Origin of the sequence: Ensifer adhaerens (assembly GCF_028993555.1) — a bacterium.
Taxonomy (GTDB): domain Bacteria; phylum Pseudomonadota; class Alphaproteobacteria; order Rhizobiales; family Rhizobiaceae; genus Ensifer; species Ensifer adhaerens_I.
In genome coordinates this window covers 1576312-1594898 of sequence record NZ_CP118610.1, presented here as the reverse complement: position 1 = coordinate 1594898, position 18587 = coordinate 1576312, and the positions used below count along the sequence as shown (strand labels likewise).

Below are 18587 nucleotides of genomic sequence, written 5' to 3'. Positions count from 1 at the left end.
GCCATGATCGGTGGTGTCGTCAACACTTAGCTGCAACCGCTGGTCGCGCCGCAGGTGTCGCACTTCTCGCAGGTGCCGTTGCGCACCATGGTGAAGTTCTGGCACTCGGTGCACATGTTGCCGGTGTAGCCCTGCATGATCGAGCGGGCCCGGCGTTCAGCTTCCACCTTCTTGGCGTCCGACTTGGCCGAAGCTGCTTCCGCAGCAGCCTTGTCTGAGAAGAGGGCGGTCACGTCCGTTACCGTCTCTGCCGTTTCCTCGGCGATCTCTTCGGCCAGTTCCGCGGCGCGCTCTTCATAGTCGCGCTTGAAGGCGACGATTTCGGAGGTTGCGATCGCTGTCGTCGTCTCGATCTTGCGCACCGTGTTGCCGGCGATCGCCGTCACCGTTGCGCCCGAGGAGGCTCGGGCAGGGGCGGCGGTCGAGGAACCCTTGGGCTCGCTCGCCGTGCGGTCACCCGTGCCGCCGACGATCGTCGGCTTGTAGCCGCGGGTCCAGCCGGTGGAGATCAGGTTGGTCTTGCCTTCCTGGATGCCCTTGCCGAGCGCGGTGTTGCCGAAGTCGGAGGTATCGACATGGGCAAGGTCGTGGCGGCCGAGGTAGGAAACCGCCAGTTCGCGGAAGACGTAGTCGAGGATCGACGTCGCGTTCTTGATCGCGTCGTTGCCCTGGACCATGCCGGCCGGCTCGAACTTGGTGAAGGTGAAGGCCTCCACATATTCTTCAAGCGGCACGCCGTATTGCAGGCCGAGCGAGATGGCGATCGCGAAATTGTTCATCATCGCACGGAAGGCAGCGCCTTCCTTGTGCATGTCGATGAAGATCTCGCCGAGGCGGCCGTCACCGAATTCGCCAGTGCGCAGGTAGACCTTGTGTCCGCCGACGACGGCCTTCTGGGTGTAGCCCTGACGACGGTTCGGCAGCTTTTCGCGGGCGCGGATCACCTTCTCGATGACGCGCTCGACGATCTTCTCGGTGATGGTGACGGCCTGGGCGGCGGCCGGCGCCTGGATCAGATCCTCCAGCGCATCCTCGTCCTTGTCGTCCTCGATCAGCGAGGCGTTCAGCGGCTGCGACAGCTTGGAGCCGTCGCGGTAGAGCGCGTTGGCCTTCAGCGCCAGCTTCCACGAGAGCATGTAGGCGTTCTTGCAATCCTCGACGGTCGCCTCATTCGGCATGTTGATCGTCTTGGAGATCGCACCGGAGATGAACGGCTGGGCGGCCGCCATCATGCGAATGTGGCTTTCGACCGACAGGTAACGCTTGCCGATCTTGCCGCAGGGGTTGGCGCAATCGAAGACCGGCAGGTGCTCGTTCTTCAGGAACGGCGCGCCTTCAAGCGTCATCGCACCACAGACGTGGATGTTGGCCGCTTCGATGTCCTTCTTCGTAAAGCCCATGTGGTCGAGCAGGTTGAAGTCCATCGAGCCAAGCTGTTCGTCGGTGACCTTCAGCGTGCCCTTCAGGAAGTCGGCGCCGAGTGTCCACTGGTTGAAGACGAACTTGATGTCGAAGGCGCTCTTGAGCGCAGCGTTGACCGCTTCGACCTTCTCGTCGGTAAAGCCCTTGGCCTTCAGCGTCGACGGGTTGATCGCCGGTGCCTGGTTCAGGTTGCCGTGGCCAACGGCGTAAGCCTCGATCTCGGCGATCTGGCTTTCGCTATAGCCGAGCGAGCGCAGCGCTTCCGGAACGGCGCGGTTGATGATCTTGAAGTAGCCGCCGCCGGCGAGCTTCTTGAACTTCACCAGCGCGAAATCAGGCTCGATGCCGGTCGTGTCGCAGTCCATGACGAGACCGATCGTGCCGGTCGGCGCGATCACGGTTGCCTGGGCGTTGCGGTAGCCGTGCTTCTCGCCGAGTTCCAGCGCCTTGTCCCAGGCGCTCATGGCGTGGATGACGAGGTCCTGGTCCGGGTTGTCTCCATGGATCAGCGCGACCGGGTTGACCGAGAGCGCCTCGTAGCCCGTCGTCTCGCCATAGGCGGCGCGGCGGTGGTTGCGGATGACGCGCAGCATGTTGTCGCGGTTCGGGGCAAAGCCTGGGAACGGACCCAGCTTCTCGGCCATCTCGGCCGAAGTGGCGTAGGAAATGCCGGTCATGATGGCGGTGAGGGCGCCCGCAATGGCGCGGCCTTCGGCGCTGTCATAGGGGATGCCCGAAGACATCAAGAGGCCGCCGATATTGGCATAGCCGAGGCCGAGCGTGCGGTACTCATAGGAAAGCTCGGCAATCTCGCGGGACGGGAACTGCGCCATCATGACCGAGACTTCGAGAACGATGGTCCACAGACGGACGGCGTGCTCGTAGTCGGCGATGTTGATGCGCTTGGTCGCCGCATCCTTGAACATCATCAGGTTCAGCGAGGCGAGGTTGCAGGCGGTGTCGTCGAGGAACATGTACTCCGAGCACGGGTTCGACGCGCGGATCGGGCCGGCGGCGGGGCTCGTGTGCCAGTCGTTCATCGTGGTGTTGAAGTGCAGGCCCGGATCGGCCGATGCCCAGGCGGCGTAGGAGATCGACTCCCAGAGGTCGCGGGCCTTCAGCGTCTTCATCACGCGGCCGTCCTTGCGGGCGGTCAGGTGCCAGTCGCCATCGGCTTCGACGGCGCGCAGGAAGTCATCCTTGATCGAGACCGAGTTGTTCGAGTTCTGGCCTGAAACCGTCAGATAGGCTTCCGAATCCCAGTCGGTGTCATAGGTCTTGAACTCAAGGTCCTTGTAGCCCTGCTTGGCGAACTGGATGACGCGCTGGACATAGTTTTCCGGAACCAGTGCCTGCTTGGCAGCGCGGATCTCGCGCTTCAGCGCCGGGTTATGCTTCGGGTCGTAGCAGGCGTCGTCGGTGCCGTCACAGTTGACACAGGCCTTCATGATCGCCTTCAGATGCTTGGCGACGACCTTGGAGCCGGTGACGAGGGCGGCGACCTTCTGCTCTTCCTTGACCTTCCAGTTGATGTATTCCTCGATATCCGGATGGTCGATGTCGACGACGACCATCTTCGCAGCACGACGGGTGGTGCCGCCCGACTTGATGGCTCCGGCAGCGCGGTCGCCGATCTTCAGGAACGACATCAGGCCCGAGGACTTGCCGCCGCCCGAGAGCTTTTCGCCTTCGCTGCGCAGGTGCGAGAAGTTGGAGCCGGTGCCGGAGCCATACTTGAACAGGCGCGCTTCGCGCACCCAGAGATCCATGATGCCGCCTTCGTTGACGAGATCGTCAGCGACCGACTGGATGAAGCAGGCATGCGGCTGCGGGTGCTCATAGGCCGACTTGGACTTGGTCAGCTTGCCGGTGAAGGGATCGACGTAGAAGTGGCCCTGGCCAGGTCCGTCGATGCCGTAGGCCCAGTGCAGGCCGGTGTTAAACCATTGCGGCGAGTTCGGAGCGACGCGCTGGGTGGCGAGCATATAGGCAAGTTCGTCCTGGAAGGCGGACGCGTCTTCTTCGCTATCGAAGTAGCCGCCCTTCCAGCCCCAATAGGCCCAGGTGCCGGCCAGGCGATCGAAAACCTGGCGCGCATCGGTTTCAGAGCCGTACTGCTCTTCCTTCGGCAGCGACTTCAGCACGTCGGTATCGGGAACGGAGCGCCAGAGGAACGAGGGGACATCGTTCTCCTCGATGCGCTTCATCTTGGCCGGTACACCAGCCTTGCGGAAATACTTCTGGGCGAGGATGTCGGCAGCAACCTGGCTGAACTGGGCCGGAACGTCGATATCGGCCAGGCGGAAAACGATCGAACCATCGGGGTTCTTGATCTCACTCGTAGCCTTGCGGAATTCAATCTCCGCATAGGCGGATTGCCCGGCCTTGGTGAAACGACGTTCGATCTTCATTTGTCCCTGGTCCTTCGTGTTGCCATGCGCCAGCCACAGGCGCAATTGTCCCCGCCCGGCCGCGGGGGCTCTCCGCAGCCAGTCTCAGCTTCCGTCCTTGAAAGGAAACCCATAACTGGGTGACCCTGTATCTTGTGAGATAGGCTGACTGCAAGCACTAAATATAGTGTTAACAGCTCATTTACGCCAGCCAAAAGTTGCTCAAGCAGGTCCCAAAAATCGCACAGAAATCCTCACGGCGACCGCACGGTGAAATCCATGACTGCCGCCTGTCAGAACCGCCGATTTGGTGAGAGGAACCGGGACTTAAACAATCCGGTCCGCCGCCGTCGCAACGTGAAATCCATTAACCGTGAATCGTCCGGGGGCGTCAAGGGGTGGTTTGTGACGGAAGTTTGAGCGCTAGATGTTGTGTGAACCGACTGTGGAAAACGGGGACATCGGCCAACCCCATGAAAATCAGGCACTTCCAGAGGTTGCCTGTGAGCCTGACGCAACGGCCAGCGCCAGATCAAAAAATTGACGGGTAAAAAACCACATAAAAACCGCCCCTAACGGCACCCGCGGTTGCGTTCAGAAAAGCGATATGGGGTGGGCGTGGTGATTCGCGTCATACGCCTTGAGACCATTGGTCTTTTGGGGGCCAAACGGAATGCCGCCACTACCTCTGGCGCCATATTCCAATCCCACTCCCGGCCGGCACAGGCACTACGACCAGTGGGCTCGTGAGTGGCGAGCGGGACCAGTAGCGCGGCACTGATCCCACCTTGAAACTCAATCGACGCGCTTCTGCAGCTCGCGCGCACCGTTTGGCGCGTTCACCTTGCCCTCGGTGATGAAGTAGGCAAACACGTCGCGCGGCTCCTTCTTGACCGTGCGCTCCGGGGCGCTCTTTTCAAGCCCGCTCGGCTCGTCGCCGCCGGCAAAGCTCTTGGCGCGCTCGGCCCAGAGGTCGAGCTTGTCGGCCGCATAGCAGGTCTCGATATCATCGCTGCCCTTCTGCAGGCGCAGATAGACGAAATCGGCGGTGACGTCGGCGATCATCGGATAATCAGCATGTTCGGCGAGCACCACGGCGACGCCGTATTTCTCCAGCAGCGCCACGAACTCCGGAACCTGGAAGGTGGGATTGCGGACCTCGACCACATGGCGGAGCGGAAGCCCATCCTGCTTCCCCGGCAGAAGTTTCAGAAAACCCTCGAAATCATCCGGTTCAAACTTCTTTGTCGGTGCGAACTGCCACAGGATCGGTCCAAGATGCGGCCCGAGCTCAGTCAACCCTTGCGTCAGGAATCGCTCCATGGATTCACCGGCTTCCGAGAGAACCTTGCGGTTGGTGACGAAGCGGCTGGCCTTCAGCGAAAAGATGAAATCCTCGGGCACCTCGGAAGCCCACTTGGCGAAGGTCTCAGGCTTTTGCGAGGAGTAATAGGTGCCGTTCACCTCGATGGCGCGCAGCTGTTTGCCAGCATATTCGAGCTGCCGCTTCTTTGCCAGCGTGCTCGGATAGAAGGTGCCTTCCCAGGGCTCGAAGGTCCAGCCGCCGATACCAACGCGGATCTTTCCGGATTTTGCCATGCCATCCTCCTCAACAACGGTCGTCGCTTGACCGCGTGCTTCTCAGTCTTTGATCGATTTCGCCATGTCCACGAGTGTCCACCCTGGACGATAGGGATTGGGTCGGCGACCCGTTTCTTGAAATCCATAGTCGCGATAGAGCGCGATATTTCGCTCCATGCGTGAATTGGTATAGAGTCGAACTTCCGGCAAGCCCCACTCAACCGCCTTGCCGTCCAGGAGCTTCAGCAGTTCGATACCGAGCCCCTGGCCCTGATAGGCAGGCGCAACTGCAATGCTGAAGATCAACAGGTGATCGGCGTGCCGCTCGAAGACCGCAACCGCCGTGACAACGCCATCTCGCTCCCGAAGCCAAACCTCGCCGCGAAGAATGCGCGGGCTGTAATCCTCGGTGACCGGAGCGGCGGCCCGCCAAGGAGCACCCGATAGGGCGCGTAGGCCGCCTCCGTCACGCCTTGCACCGCCGCCAGATCTTCCAGACGTGCAGGCCGCATCACGCCGCGATCACCTTTTCCGGTCGCTGATCCGCGCCGAGGCGTTCACTCCGCCGCCTCGACCTTCTTCATTGGCCGGCGCTCAAGCAACTCCTTGAGGAACTGGCCGGTATAGGAGCGTTTCTCCTTGACCACCTCCTCAGGCGTGCCCTTGGCGATGACCTCGCCGCCACCGTCGCCGCCTTCGGGACCGAAGTCGATGATCCAGTCGGCGGTCTTGATGACCTCGAGATTGTGCTCGATGACCACGACGGAATTGCCCTGGTTGACGAGCTCATGCAAAACTTCAAGAAGCTTGGCTACGTCGTGGAAATGCAAACCGGTGGTCGGCTCGTCGAGGATATAAAGCGTACGGCCGGTGGAGCGCTTCGAAAGCTCCTTGGCCAGCTTGACGCGCTGCGCTTCACCGCCTGAGAGCGTGTTTGCCTGCTGACCGACCTTGATGTAGCCGAGGCCCACCTGGTTCAGCGTCACCAACTTGTCGCGCACGGCAGGCACGGCGGCAAAGAACTCGACGCCTTCCTCGACGGTCATGTCGAGCACGTCGGCAATCGACTTCCCCTTGAAGTGCACGTCGAGCGTTTCGCGGTTGTAGCGTTTGCCGTGGCAGACGTCGCAGGTGACGTAGACATCCGGCAGGAAGTGCATCTCGATCTTGATGACGCCGTCGCCCTGGCACGCTTCGCAGCGGCCGCCCTTGACGTTGAAGGAGAAGCGGCCCGGCTGGTAGCCGCGCGCCTTTGCCTCCGGCAGGCCAGCGAACCAGTCACGGATCGGCGTGAAGGCACCGGTGTAGGTCGCCGGGTTCGAGCGCGGCGTGCGGCCGATCGGCGACTGGTCGATATCGATCACCTTGTCGATATGCTCGAAACCATCGATGCGGTCATGCTCGGAGGGGTTTTCACGCGCGCCCATGATGCGGCGGGCGGCAGCCTTGTAGAGCGTCTCGATCAGGAAGGTCGACTTGCCGCCACCCGAAACACCGGTCACGGCGGTGAAGACGCCAAGCGGGATCGAGGCGGTGACGTTCTTGAGGTTGTTGGCGCGGGCGCCGACAACGGTGATTTCCTTCTTCTTCTTCGGCTTGCGACGCTCGGCTGGAACGGAGACCGAAAGTTCGCCGGAGAGATACTTGCCGGTCAGCGACTTCGGATTGGCCATGATATCGGTGGGCGCCCCTTGCGCGATGACCTCGCCGCCATGAATGCCGGCAGCCGGACCGATATCGACGACATAGTCGGCCGTCAGGATCGCGTCCTCGTCATGCTCGACGACGATCACGGTGTTACCGATGTCGCGAAGATGGCGAAGCGTCTCGAGCAAGCGTGCGTTGTCGCGCTGGTGCAGGCCGATCGACGGCTCGTCGAGCACGTAAAGAACGCCCGTGAGACCCGAGCCGATCTGCGAGGCAAGCCGGATACGCTGGCTTTCACCGCCCGAGAGCGTTCCGGAATTGCGCGACAGGCTCAGATATTCGAGGCCAACGTCGTTGAGGAAGCGCAGACGGTCGCGGATTTCCTTGAGGATGCGGACGGCGATCTCGTTCTGCTTGGTATTGAGATGGGCCGGCAGAGCCTCGAACCAGTCGCGCGCAATGCGGATCGACATCTCGGTGACCTGGCCAATGTGCAGCTTGTCGATCTTGACCGCCAGCGCCTCAGGCTTCAGGCGGAAGCCGGCGCAGGCCGGGCAGGGCGCTGCCGACATATACCGCTCGATCTCCTCGCGCGCCCAGGCGCTGTCGGTTTCCTTCCAGCGGCGCTCGAGATTGGGCACGATGCCTTCGAAGTTCTTGGTGGTGTTGTAGGAGCGGGCGCCGTCCTCGTAATGGAAGACGATCTTTTCTTCGGTTCCGTGCAGGATCGCATTCTGCGCTGCAGAGGACAGTTCCTCCCAGCGGTTTCCGAGCTTGAAGCCGAAGACCTTGCCGAGCGCTTCCAGCGTCTGGTTGTAATAGGGAGAGGAGGATTTCGCCCAGGGCGCAATCGCGCCGTCGCGAAGCGTCCGGTGTTCCTCGGGCACGATCAGCGCCACGTCGATCTTCTGCTGGCTGCCGAGTCCGTCGCAGGTCGGGCACGCGCCGAAGGGATTGTTGAACGAGAACAGACGCGGCTCAATCTCGGAGATCGTGAAGCCGGAGACCGGGCAGGCGAACTTTTCAGAAAACAGCACGCGTTCATGCGTTTCGTTCAGCGACTTGTTGGCCGAACCGCCGGCAGCCGTTTCTTCCGGCGGCAGCGGCTTGTCGGCGAACTCAGCCACGGCAAGACCATCGGCCAGCGTCAGGCAGGTCTCCAGGCTGTCGGCAAGACGACTGGCCAGGTCCGGGCGGACGACGACACGGTCGACCACCACGTCGATGTCGTGCTTATACTTCTTGTCGAGTGTGGGAACCTCGGCGATCTCGTAGAAGGTGCCGTCGACCTTGACGCGCTGAAAGCCCTTCTTCATCAGCTCAGCGAGTTCCTTCTTGTACTCGCCCTTGCGGCCGCGAACGAGCGGCGCAAGAATGTACAGGCGCGTGCCTTCGCCGAATTCGAGCACGCGATCGACCATCTGGCTGACTGTCTGGCTTTCGATCGGGAGGCCCGTCGCCGGCGAATAGGGCACGCCGACGCGCGCAAAGAGCAGGCGCATATAGTCGTAGATTTCGGTGACGGTACCGACCGTCGAGCGCGGGTTGCGCGAGGTCGTCTTCTGTTCGATCGAAATCGCCGGCGACAGGCCGTCGATCTGGTCGACATCCGGCTTCTGCATCATTTCGAGGAACTGACGCGCATAGGCCGACAGGCTCTCGACATAGCGGCGCTGCCCTTCGGCGTAGATCGTGTCGAAGGCAAGAGACGACTTGCCGGAACCGGATAGGCCGGTCATCACGATCAGCTTGTTGCGCGGCAGATCGAGGTCGATGCCTTTCAGATTGTGCTCGCGCGCACCACGAATGGAGATGGTCTTGAGTTCACTCATCGGAAGCCAGCTTTTGCATGTCGGTTGAAAGCCCCCTATGTAATGACGCTAACGCCCATGTCGAGGCGCAATCGGCAAAAGAGGCGGCCAATTCGAGTCGGTTGACAGGATCATAGCCAAATACTAGAACAAAGAAAGAACAAAACGCACATAAAACGACCAAAACTGTTGTGGATTATGTGCGAGGCGGGGCGTATCGGCGGGTTCAGACCGCTAAGATGCGCGCTCTTGAAATTCCAAGCCGTGCCTTAGGCGCGGTGAAACCACGGGAAAAGCAACATGGCTGGAAGCGTCAACAAGGTGATCTTGATCGGAAATGTCGGGGCAGACCCGGAAATCCGGCGCACGCAGGACGGCCGGCCGATCGCCAACCTGCGCATCGCAACCTCGGAAACCTGGCGCGACCGCAACAGCGGCGAGCGCAAGGAAAAGACCGAATGGCATACGGTCGTCGTCTTCAACGAGGGCCTGTGCAAGGTTGTCGAGCAATATGTGAAGAAGGGCGCCAAGCTCTACATCGAAGGCGCACTGCAGACCCGCAAGTGGCAGGACCAGAATGGCAACGACCGCTATTCGACGGAAATCGTGCTGCAGGGCTTCAACTCGACGCTGACGATGCTCGACGGCCGCGGCGAGGGCGGTGGCTCCGGCGTCAGCCGTGGTGGTGGCGGCGACTTTGGTGGCAGCAACTACGGCGGTGGGGGCGGTGGTTACGATGACTATGACCAGCCGCGCCAGTCCTCCGGTGGAGGCCGTTCGGGTGGTGGCCAGGGTGGTCAAGGCGGCCAGGGCGGCGGCTTCTCGCGCGATATGGACGACGACATTCCGTTCTGATCGCCGTATCCAACGCGCTTCGTTTTGGGCGCCGTGTCCTTTTGGGGCACGGCGTTTTTTGTTGTCCGAAGGGGGCCGCAGTCACCTCACGATGACGGCTTCCGGCTGGGCTAGAGGGCCATTGCGGATTTGACGCCATCGACGACGAACTGGACGGCAAGGGCCGCCAGGATGACGCCGAGCAGGCGGGTGAGGATAGCTCGGCCGGTGACGCCGAGGAACCGATCGATGCGCTCGGCGATGACAAGCGCCAGAAACAGACTGAACATCGACAGCGCTATGACGATCAAGAGCTGCGCGCGTTCGACCGCCGTCGGGAACGAGCCGGCGAGCAGGATCGTGGCCGAGATCGCGCCCGGCCCGGCAATCAGCGGCAAGGCCAGAGGGAACACCGCGATGTTATGGATGTGGTCCTTGACGGTCGCGTTTTCGCCGGTCTTTTCCTTGCGCTCCTGCCGCTTCTCGAAAATCATCTCGAAGGCGATCCAGAAGAGCAGCAGGCCGCCGGCGATGCGGAAGGCGCCGATCGAAATGCCGAGTAGCCCCAGAATGCCGTTGCCGAACACGGCGAAGGCGGCAAGGATGAAGAAGGCGATGAGCGAACCGCGCGTCGCCACCTGAAAGCGCTCCTGCCGGCTGAGGCCGACCGTCAGGCTCAGGAAGATCGGCGCAAGGCCAGGCGGATCGAGCGTGACGAGAAGCGTGGTGAGCGCATTGACCAGGAGGTCGACATTGAACATCCGTTTCCCCTTCCGGATTTTGCCCCGGGTTTTCCCGGTGGCAGGAAGGCATTGTTAGGCAAGCGGCGGGCGCTTGGAAAGAGGGCGGCAAACAAAGTCTCAGCAATGACTTAATGAGCAATTCCTTTCCGCAATCGGGCCGCAAATGCACGGCGTCTCGGCCATTGGCGGTGGGGGCCTTCCGATTTCCCGCGTGATGCCCTAGAAAAGCCTGCTCTGGCGGCAAAAGACTGTTCACAACTGCCGCATGGCTCTTCGGCCCCGGATCCGGACATTCGAACGAATCATGCAGCGAATCAAAGCGTTACAGTGACATCTTCACACCCGGGCGGACGAATGGTGCTGTGGGCCGCAAATTGGCGATTCCCGTGGCAATCCGCTATAAATATCCGACTGATTCTGAACAAAGATCGTGATCACCATTGACTGAGCAAAGCACCCCCGGCGGCGGAAAAACTCCGCCAGGCATCGAGCCGATTTCCATCATCGAGGAAATGCAGCGGTCCTATCTCGATTACGCGATGAGCGTCATCGTCAGCCGCGCGCTTCCCGACGTGCGTGACGGTCTGAAACCCGTGCACCGCCGCATCCTCTACGGGATGAGCGAGCTCGGCATCGACTGGAACAAGAAATACGTCAAATGCGCCCGTGTGACCGGGGACGTGATGGGTAAGTATCACCCGCACGGCAACGCGGCGATCTACGACGCGCTGGCGCGCATGGCGCAGGATTGGTCTCTCCGCCTGCCGCTGATCGACGGCCAGGGCAACTTCGGTTCCGTCGACGGCGACCCGCCGGCAGCCGAGCGCTACACCGAATGCCGCCTGCAGAAGGCCGCGCATTCGCTTCTCGACGACCTCGACAAGGAAACGGTCGACTTCCGCGACAACTATGACGGCACGCTCCAGGAGCCGGCCGTCGTTCCCGCGAAGTTCCCGAACCTGCTCGTCAACGGCGCCGGCGGCATCGCCGTCGGCATGGCGACGAACATCCCGCCGCATAATCTCGTCGAGGTCATCAACGGCTGCATGGCGCTGATCGACAATCCGGCGATCGAACTGCCGGAACTGATGGAAATCATCCCGGGACCCGATTTCCCGACCGGCGCGCTGATCCTCGGCCGCTCCGGCATCCGCTCGGCCTACGAGACCGGCCGCGGCTCGGTCATCATGCGCGGCCGCGCCCATATCGAGCCGATGCGCGGCGACCGTGAGCAGATCATCATCACCGAGATCCCGTTCCAGGTGAACAAGGCGACGATGATCGAGAAGATGGCCGAACTGGTGCGCGAGAAGCGCATCGAGGGCATCTCGGACCTGCGCGACGAATCGGACCGCCAGGGCTATCGCGTCGTCATCGAACTGAAGCGCGACGCCAATGCCGACGTCATCCTGAACCAGCTCTACCGCTACACGCCGCTGCAGACCTCCTTCGGCTGCAACATGGTGGCGCTGAACGGCGGCAAGCCCGAGCACATGACGCTGCTCGACATGCTCAGGGCCTTCGTCTCGTTCCGCGAAGAAGTTGTTAGCCGGCGTACGAAGTACCTGCTGCGCAAGGCGCGTGACCGCGCCCACGTGCTCGTCGGTCTCGCCATCGCTGTTGCCAATATCGACGAAATCATCAAGCTCATTCGCCATGCGCCAGACCCGCAAACGGCGCGCGAGCAGTTGATGGAGCGTCGCTGGCCGGCCCACGACGTCGAGAGCCTCATTCGCCTCATCGACGACCCGCGCCACCGCATCAACGAGGACGGCACCTACAACCTCTCGGAAGAGCAGGCCCGCGCCATTCTCGACCTGCGCCTGCAGCGCCTGACAGCGCTCGGCCGTGATGAAATCGGTGACGAACTCAACAAGATCGGCGAGGAAATCAAGGATTACCTCGACATCCTGTCCTCGCGCCTGCGCATCATGAGCATCGTCAAGGACGAACTCGTCGCCATCCGCGACGAGTTCGGCACGCCGCGCCGGTCCGAAATCATGGAAGGCGGCCCCGACATGGACGATGAGGATCTCATCGCCCGTGAAGACATGGTCGTGACCGTTTCGCATCTCGGCTATATCAAGCGCGTGCCGCTGACGACCTACCGGGCGCAGCGCCGCGGCGGCAAGGGCCGTTCGGGCATGGCGACCAGGGACGAGGATTTCGTTACCCGGCTATTCGTTGCCAACACCCATACGCCGGTTCTGTTCTTCTCCTCCCGTGGTATCGTCTACAAGGAGAAGGTCTGGCGCCTGCCGATCGGCACGCCGCAATCGCGCGGCAAGGCGCTGATCAACATGCTGCCGCTGGAACCCGGCGAGCGCATCACCACCATCATGCCGCTGCCCGAGGACGAGGCGACCTGGGAAAACCTCGACGTCATGTTCTCGACGACGCGCGGCACGGTTCGCCGCAACAAGCTGTCGGACTTCGTCCAGGTCAACCGCAACGGCAAGATCGCAATGAAGCTCGAAGAGGAGGGCGACGAGATCCTCTCCGTCGACACCTGCACGGAGCATGACGACGTCATGCTGACGACGGCGCTCGGCCAGTGCATCCGCTTCCCGGTCGACGACGTGCGCGTCTTTGCCGGCCGCAACTCGATCGGCGTTCGTGGCATCAACCTCGGCGACGGCGACCGCATCATCTCGATGGCGATCCTTGGCCATGTCGATGCCGAACCATGGGAGCGTGCAGCCTATCTCAAGCGCGCTGCCGCGGAGCGTCGGGCGACGAACGGCGACGAGGAAGAAATCGCCCTCGTCGGCGAGGAAGTCACCGACGGCGGAGAGCTTTCGAACGAACGCTTCGAGGAGCTGAAAGCGCGCGAACAGTTCGTGCTGACGGTCTCGGAGAAGGGCTTCGGTAAACGTTCGTCCTCCTACGATTTCCGCACCTCGGGCCGCGGCGGCAAGGGCATCCGCGCCACCGACACCTCGAAGACGGCGGAAATCGGCGTACTCGTCGCAGCCTTCCCGATCGAAGACAACGACCAGATCATGCTCGTCTCCGATGGCGGCCAGTTGATCCGCGTGCCGATCAATGGCGTTCGGCTTGCGAGCCGCGCCACCAAGGGTGTCACCATCTTCTCGACCGCTAAGGACGAGAAGGTCGTTTCGGTCGAACGCATCAGCGAGCCTGAGGGCGACGAGGAAGGCGAGGAGGCGGCGATCGAAAACGGCGCGCCGGAAACGCCAGCCGAATCCGAGGGTTAACTGTCCACGCGATCGAAGCGCCAATTTCTTGAAAGCCCGCCGTTATGGCGGGCTTTTTATTGGCAGCCCACATGCCCCGTTGTGGGCGGCGCAACTTGCCGACGAGATCGAGGCGTGTTACGCGCGAAGCATGGAAAATGTCGGCAACGTCAACGCTTCGATTATTCGCGTCGTTCATCGAATGGTGGGTTGACGCGCGCTCTTTTTCCGGAAGCTGAAACCCGCCGCAAGGCGGGTTTTGTGTATCCGTCTTCGGCCCAGGAGACGGACATGTCAGATCACGAACTGAAACAGCTCATCCAAGCTGCCGACCGTGCGATCACGGCGCAAGACGTTGATAGGCTGATGGACTTCTACGCCGACGACGCGACGCTGGTCGTCAAGCCCGGCCTCAATGCGACCGGAAAGGCTGAGATCAGGAAAGCGTTCGTCGCGATTGCTACACATTTCAAGAAACAACTGAAGGTCCGCCAGGGCGAGATGAAAGTGATCGAAGGCGGCGAAACCGCCCTTGTCATCATGGAAACGGTGCTCGACACCCTAGACGCGGAGGGCGCCGAGTGCGGCGGGCTACCTATGTCTTTCGAAATGCGGGTGCCGGCTGGCTTTGTGTCATCGACAATTCCTACGGCACGACGCTGCTTGCCGGGTAAGTCTCAGCACGAGGCGGAAGCGTCGCTGTCGTGAGTTGCAGGCGCGACACCGCGAATGTAGTCGCGCAGGCCCTTGGCGAGCGCATCGAACGTGACGCGGCAGCGCGGCGCCGACTTCAAGTTCTCGTGCATTACCAGCCAGGTATCGAGCTTCATCTCGAAGAGGCCGGGTAGCACCGGGAGGAGATCGGGGTCGCGCGCCGCCAGCCCGTTCTGGCAGATGCCGATGCCGAAACCGGCGCGGATCGCTGCCAGTTGGGCAAGGTTGCTATCGGCCTTGAGCGCAAACCGTGCGGCCGGCAGTTCTGGCGAGCGGGCGATGATGGCCCGGATCGCCGCGGTTTCCCGATCGTAGCCGATCAGGCTGTGATCGGCGAGGTCGGCCAGGGCCTGAGGCATGCCACGCCGCTCGATGTAGCGGCGGTGCGAATGAAAACTGATGGGCACAACACCGAGGTGGCGGGCGATCAAAGCCTCCTGCGCGGGCGCGACCATGCGCACGGCGATATCGGCCTCCTGGCGCAAGAGGTCTTCCACCGCATCGGAGGCGGAGAGTTCGATCGTCAACTCCGGATAGGCCTCGTGAAGCGCTGCCAGGATCGGCGGCAGGACTTCGATACCGATGACCTCGCTGGCGCTGATGCGCACGGTACCGCTGACGGCATCACGCTGGCTGGACGCAGCCCGTAGCAGCGCCGCGGATGTCGCGGAGAGCGTCTCGGCATAGGGCTTGAGCGCCAGCGCGGCATCGGTCGGCAGCAACCCATGCGGGGAGCGCACGAAGAGCGGATAGCCAAGTGCTGCCTCCATGGCATCCACGTGCCGGCCAACGGTCGGCTGGGTCAAACCCAGCTCACGGGCGGCCGCCGATAGCGATCCCTCTCGCAGCACCGCAAGGAACGTTTTGTAGAAATCCCAGCTCAGGTCCAACTTGCTCATATATTTGAGTATATCCGATCAATGATTTTCGGCAATTCCGTTTAGCGCACCGATGCGTGATCCTGTCTCCATCGAAACGGATGGAGCGTGACATGGCCAGGATGCAGGAAGAAACAAAGATCGCACTGGTGCTCGGGGCGACGGGCGGCATCGGCGGCGCCGTGGCGCGCGGGCTTAGCAAGCGCGGCTGGCAGGTGCGCGCCTTGAACCGCAACGCCGAGAAGGCGGCGCAGGCGGAGCCGGCATTCGACTGGCGGCAAGGCGATGCCATGAACGCGCGCGACGTTCGCGCCGCGGCAGAAGGAGTCGATCTGATCGTGCACGCCGTCAATCCGCCCGGTTACCGCAACTGGGGAACCCTGGTGCTGCCGATGCTCGACAGCACCATCGCGGCGGCGAAAGCCGAAGGTGCCCGCATCCTCCTGCCGGGAACGATTTACAATTTCGGCCGGGATGCCTTTCCCATTCTGACCGAGGATGCACCGCAGAACCCGGATACCGACAAGGGCCTGATCCGCAGGGAGATGGAACGCCGCCTGAAAGACGCATCCGAGACAGGGGTCGGCGTCATCATCGTCAGGGCAGGCGACTTCTTCGGCCCGGGCGCCGCCAACAACTGGTTTTCGCAAGGCCTTGTAAAACCTGGAAGACCGCTGACGGCGATTTCCTATCCCGGCCGTGAAGGCACCGCGCACCAATGGGCCTATCTGCCCGATGTCGCCGAAACCATGCTCCGCCTCGTCGAGCGCGACGAACGCCTGCCGCGCTTTGCCGTCTATCACATGCGCGGCTTCCTCGACCGTGACGGAACGGAGATGGTCGCGGCGATCCGTCGCGTTGCCGGCAAACCACAGCTGCCGGTGCGGGCCTTCCCGTGGTGGCTGATCGGCCTTACCTCACCCTTCGTTCCGCTCTTCAGGGAACTGCGCAAGATGCGCTACGTTTGGCGCGAGCCTCTGAGAATGCCGAACGAGCGACTTCTTGCCGTTCTCGGCGAAGAACCGCATACGCCGATCGACGAAGCGGTCGCGACAACGCTCAGGGGACTGGGCTGCATGCCGGTTGAGTCAGCAGCCGTGACCACTGGTGATCGCGTTCTAGTGTGAAGCGCTGCGCGGAATCGCGAGGCGAACCGTTCCGGCTAACGGCATGGCTGCGCGTCGAAGAGTTCAGGTCGCGGTCAGTTCTTGAAGACAAGGCAGGCGCCGCCACTCTTGCGAATGGCGGCGCAGAGCTTGTTCGCTTCCGCCTGGGTCTCACGGCCGATACGTGCGGCGTAGCGGATCCTCAGGCCAAAACTGGCATTGCGCTCCCTGAGCAAGAGGGCCTTCTCGCTGCGGATCGCCTCCGGCAGACGCTTGACCGCGCTCACGAACAGTCGCTGCGCCACCGACTTCTGAAAGTGTGCGGCAAGTTGCACGCCCCAGGGCGCCCATTCGGCTTCGTCGATCACCTCGATATCGCGAAGATTGCGGGTGCTGGCGAGCGCCACGCAGCCGTCGAGAAAGGTCTTGCCCTTGTCGAGCGTCAGGTCGAGCGTCTTCGGTGGATTGTCGCGCCAGTCCTCGACGCTGTAGGCGGTGATCGCCAGTACGTAGTTGCGCGTTTCGGCCGGCAGCCAATCGACCTCGAGAAACCGCTCCAGGCCGTTCTCGCCGGCATTGTAGGCGGCGGCGGCAAAGCCGAGATTGCCGTAGCGCGACTTGAGCTCGTTCAGGTATTCCGCGGACTTGCCGAGCGCCTCGACGGCATCGAAGCTGTTGTTGAGCCCCCGCATCTTCGCCGTTCCCGGCATGAACTGCGCGATCCCTTCGGCCCCCTTGGGGCTGACCGCGTTCGGGCGAAACAGGCTTTCGCGCCAGATCAGGCGGGCGAAGAAGGCCGAAGGCAGGTCGTTCACGGTGGCGTAGTGGTCGATTACGCCACAGACGTCGCGGGCGAAGTTCTCCTTGCTGATGCAGAGTGCCTTTGCCGGGTCGGCCGCCGAGAGCCCTGAATAGACGCATTTCGGTTGCAGGGTGAGGTCATCGATACGAGCGGCCGCGGGGACCGCTCTGTACGCGGGAACACTGACAAGCAGCGCCAACGCCGCTCTCGCTGCCCGTGCCCAAGCGCCCGATCTCACCTTCCGTCGAAGACCCACGTTGCGGTGTTCCAGAAACTGTCCCTGCGCGTTCATAGCATCTCCGGCTGCCTCGACAAACGGCCATTGTCGAGGCAGGCGCCGGGAACTAGCGTGGTGAGCCTGTCGGAAGCACCAATTGCATGAACGTCAGATCGAGCCAACGGCCGAATTTCGTGCCGACTTCGCGCATGCGGCCGGTGTCGACAAAGCCCAGTTGGGCGTGAAGGCGGATCGAAGCCGAGTTTTCCGATTCGATGCCGGCAATCATCACATGTTTGCCGAGCCGTTCGGCCTCGGCGATCAGCGCGACCATGAGTTTCCGGCCAATGCCACCGCCGCGGCGGTCCTTGTGAACGTAGACGGAGTGCTCGACCGTATGGCGATAACCATCGAAGGCACGCCAATCGCCAAAGGACGCATAGCCGACGACGTCGCCTTCGTCGGATACAGCCACTAGCACCGGATAGCCCGCGTCCGCGCGGGCCTTCAGCCAGGCCGTCCGATTGGCGACATCGACCAGGGTCTCGTTCCAGATCGCCGTCGTGTTGGCCACGGCGTCGTTGTAGATCTCGCAGATGACTGGCAGATCGTCTTCAATGGCCGCCCGGATCAGCATGCTTGCTCCTCGTATTCGTTCACTATATGACTACAAGATGAATACTAAAGTAGACAGCCTGGATCAACGGCTCAGTGAACGAATTCGGCTCGAAAGGGAAGCGCGCGGCTGGTCGCTGAGCGAGCTTTCAGAGCGCTCGGGTGTCTCGCGCGCGATGATCCACAAGGTCGAGCGCGGCGACAGCAGCCCGACAGCGACATTGCTGGCAAAGCTTGCGGGCGCGTTCGGGCTCACCATGTCCAGCCTGATCGCGCGCGCAGAAATGAGCCAGGGCAGGCTGGCGCGACGCCAGGATCAATCGGTCTGGCGCGATCCGCAAACGGGGTATCTCAGGCGCCACGTGTCGCCGATGTCGGATCTGCCGCTCGAGCTTGTCGAGGTCGAGCTTCCGGCGGGCGCCGACGTACCGATCCCGGCGTCCGCCTATGCGCACCATCGTCGATGGATATGGGTGAAAGAGGGCAGCCTGACCTTCGTGGAAGGCCTTGAGACCCACACCCTCGGCGAGGGGGACTGCCTGGAGCTTGGCCCGCCGCAGGATTGCGTTTTCCGCAATACCGGCGGCGAGACCTGCATTTATGCCGTCATCCTGTTGAGGACAGGTTGAG

Annotated in this window: 13 protein-coding genes and 1 pseudogene; 6 read left to right on the top strand and 8 right to left on the bottom strand. The window is 62.2% G+C overall.

Annotated elements, in window-relative coordinates:
- Window positions 1-26: 26 nt before the first annotated feature.
- The 4 genes and pseudogenes from PWG15_RS07770 to uvrA form a co-directional block, all read right to left on the bottom strand.
- On the bottom strand, window positions 27-3833 hold the full coding sequence (locus tag PWG15_RS07770) for a vitamin B12-dependent ribonucleotide reductase (protein WP_275023825.1): 3807 nt from the start codon (window positions 3831-3833) through the stop codon (window positions 27-29).
- A 774-nt stretch (window positions 3834-4607) separates the two neighbouring features.
- Complete coding sequence (locus tag PWG15_RS07765) at window positions 4608-5411, bottom strand: DUF72 domain-containing protein (RefSeq protein ID WP_275023824.1); 804 nt, start codon at window positions 5409-5411, stop codon at window positions 4608-4610.
- Window positions 5412-5453: 42 nt separating this feature from the next.
- Window positions 5454-5905 (bottom strand): annotated as a pseudogene (locus PWG15_RS07760) (GNAT family N-acetyltransferase).
- 45 nt (window positions 5906-5950) lie between these two features.
- Entirely contained in the window at window positions 5951-8872 is a 2922-nt protein-coding gene (gene uvrA / locus PWG15_RS07755) for an excinuclease ABC subunit UvrA (RefSeq protein ID WP_275023823.1), read from the bottom strand.
- 279 nt (window positions 8873-9151) lie between these two features.
- Here uvrA and PWG15_RS07750 point away from each other — a divergent pair, with 279 nt between their 5' ends.
- Complete coding sequence (locus tag PWG15_RS07750; RefSeq protein ID WP_275023822.1) at window positions 9152-9706, top strand: single-stranded DNA-binding protein; 555 nt, start codon at window positions 9152-9154, stop codon at window positions 9704-9706.
- Window positions 9707-9816: 110 nt separating this feature from the next.
- Here the strand turns inward: PWG15_RS07750 and PWG15_RS07745 are convergent, their stop codons facing one another.
- Window positions 9817-10446, bottom strand: coding sequence for a MarC family protein (locus PWG15_RS07745; RefSeq protein ID WP_275023821.1), 630 nt, complete (start codon window positions 10444-10446; stop codon window positions 9817-9819).
- 422 nt (window positions 10447-10868) lie between these two features.
- Here PWG15_RS07745 and gyrA point away from each other — a divergent pair, with 422 nt between their 5' ends.
- The 3 genes from gyrA to PWG15_RS07730 all read left to right on the top strand — a co-directional run bounded on the left by gyrA (window position 10869) and on the right by PWG15_RS07730 (window position 14333).
- Window positions 10869-13646, top strand: a complete 2778-nt coding sequence (gene gyrA / locus PWG15_RS07740) for a DNA gyrase subunit A (protein ID WP_275023820.1) — start codon at window positions 10869-10871, stop codon at window positions 13644-13646.
- A 28-nt stretch (window positions 13647-13674) separates the two neighbouring features.
- Window positions 13675-13839, top strand: a complete 165-nt coding sequence (locus tag PWG15_RS07735; protein WP_275023819.1) for a hypothetical protein — start codon at window positions 13675-13677, stop codon at window positions 13837-13839.
- Window positions 13840-13916: 77 nt separating this feature from the next.
- Window positions 13917-14333 (top strand): YybH family protein, encoded by a 417-nt coding sequence (locus tag PWG15_RS07730; RefSeq protein ID WP_275023818.1) that lies wholly within the window; start codon window positions 13917-13919, stop codon window positions 14331-14333.
- Here the strand turns inward: PWG15_RS07730 and PWG15_RS07725 are convergent.
- Entirely contained in the window at window positions 14303-15238 is a 936-nt protein-coding gene (locus tag PWG15_RS07725; RefSeq protein ID WP_275023817.1) for a LysR family transcriptional regulator, read from the bottom strand. The two genes, PWG15_RS07730 and PWG15_RS07725, sit on opposite strands and share 31 nt — an antisense overlap.
- Window positions 15239-15330: 92 nt before the next feature.
- Here PWG15_RS07725 and PWG15_RS07720 point away from each other — a divergent pair, with 92 nt between their 5' ends.
- Entirely contained in the window at window positions 15331-16344 is a 1014-nt protein-coding gene (locus PWG15_RS07720; RefSeq protein ID WP_275023816.1) for an SDR family NAD(P)-dependent oxidoreductase, read from the top strand.
- A gap of 74 nt (window positions 16345-16418) precedes the next feature.
- Here PWG15_RS07720 and PWG15_RS07715 read toward each other — a convergent pair whose 3' ends face one another.
- Both PWG15_RS07715 and PWG15_RS07710 read right to left on the bottom strand, forming a co-directional pair.
- Window positions 16419-17417 carry a lytic transglycosylase domain-containing protein gene (locus tag PWG15_RS07715; RefSeq protein WP_275023815.1) on the bottom strand — a complete coding sequence of 333 codons (999 nt, stop codon included), beginning with the start codon at window positions 17415-17417 and terminating at the stop codon, window positions 16419-16421.
- A 52-nt stretch (window positions 17418-17469) separates the two neighbouring features.
- Window positions 17470-17979 carry a GNAT family N-acetyltransferase gene (locus PWG15_RS07710; protein WP_275023814.1) on the bottom strand — a complete coding sequence of 170 codons (510 nt, stop codon included), beginning with the start codon at window positions 17977-17979 and terminating at the stop codon, window positions 17470-17472.
- 37 nt (window positions 17980-18016) lie between these two features.
- Here PWG15_RS07710 and PWG15_RS07705 point away from each other — a divergent pair, with 37 nt between their 5' ends.
- Complete coding sequence (locus PWG15_RS07705; RefSeq protein WP_275023813.1) at window positions 18017-18586, top strand: helix-turn-helix domain-containing protein; 570 nt, start codon at window positions 18017-18019, stop codon at window positions 18584-18586.
- Window position 18587: the final 1 nt, after the last annotated feature.

Bases quoted from the DNA above. Each gene is read 5' to 3' on its own strand.
- PWG15_RS07750 (WP_275023822.1), top strand. From the start codon at position 9,152: ATGGCTGGAAGCGTCAACAAGGTGATCTTGATCGGAAATGTCGGGGCA.
- PWG15_RS07705 (WP_275023813.1), top strand. From the start codon at position 18,017: ATGAATACTAAAGTAGACAGCCTGGATCAACGGCTCAGTGAACGAATT.
- PWG15_RS07710 (WP_275023814.1), bottom strand. From the start codon at position 17,979: ATGCTGATCCGGGCGGCCATTGAAGACGATCTGCCAGTCATCTGCGAG.
- PWG15_RS07745 (WP_275023821.1), bottom strand. From the start codon at position 10,446: ATGTTCAATGTCGACCTCCTGGTCAATGCGCTCACCACGCTTCTCGTC.
- uvrA (WP_275023823.1), bottom strand. From the start codon at position 8,872: ATGAGTGAACTCAAGACCATCTCCATTCGTGGTGCGCGCGAGCACAAT.
- PWG15_RS07765 (WP_275023824.1), bottom strand. From the start codon at position 5,411: ATGGCAAAATCCGGAAAGATCCGCGTTGGTATCGGCGGCTGGACCTTC.
- PWG15_RS07715 (WP_275023815.1), bottom strand. From the start codon at position 17,417: ATGAACGCGCAGGGACAGTTTCTGGAACACCGCAACGTGGGTCTTCGA.
- PWG15_RS07730 (WP_275023818.1), top strand. From the start codon at position 13,917: ATGTCAGATCACGAACTGAAACAGCTCATCCAAGCTGCCGACCGTGCG.
- PWG15_RS07770 (WP_275023825.1), bottom strand. From the start codon at position 3,833: ATGAAGATCGAACGTCGTTTCACCAAGGCCGGGCAATCCGCCTATGCG.
- PWG15_RS07725 (WP_275023817.1), bottom strand. From the start codon at position 15,238: ATGAGCAAGTTGGACCTGAGCTGGGATTTCTACAAAACGTTCCTTGCG.
- PWG15_RS07720 (WP_275023816.1), top strand. From the start codon at position 15,331: ATGGCCAGGATGCAGGAAGAAACAAAGATCGCACTGGTGCTCGGGGCG.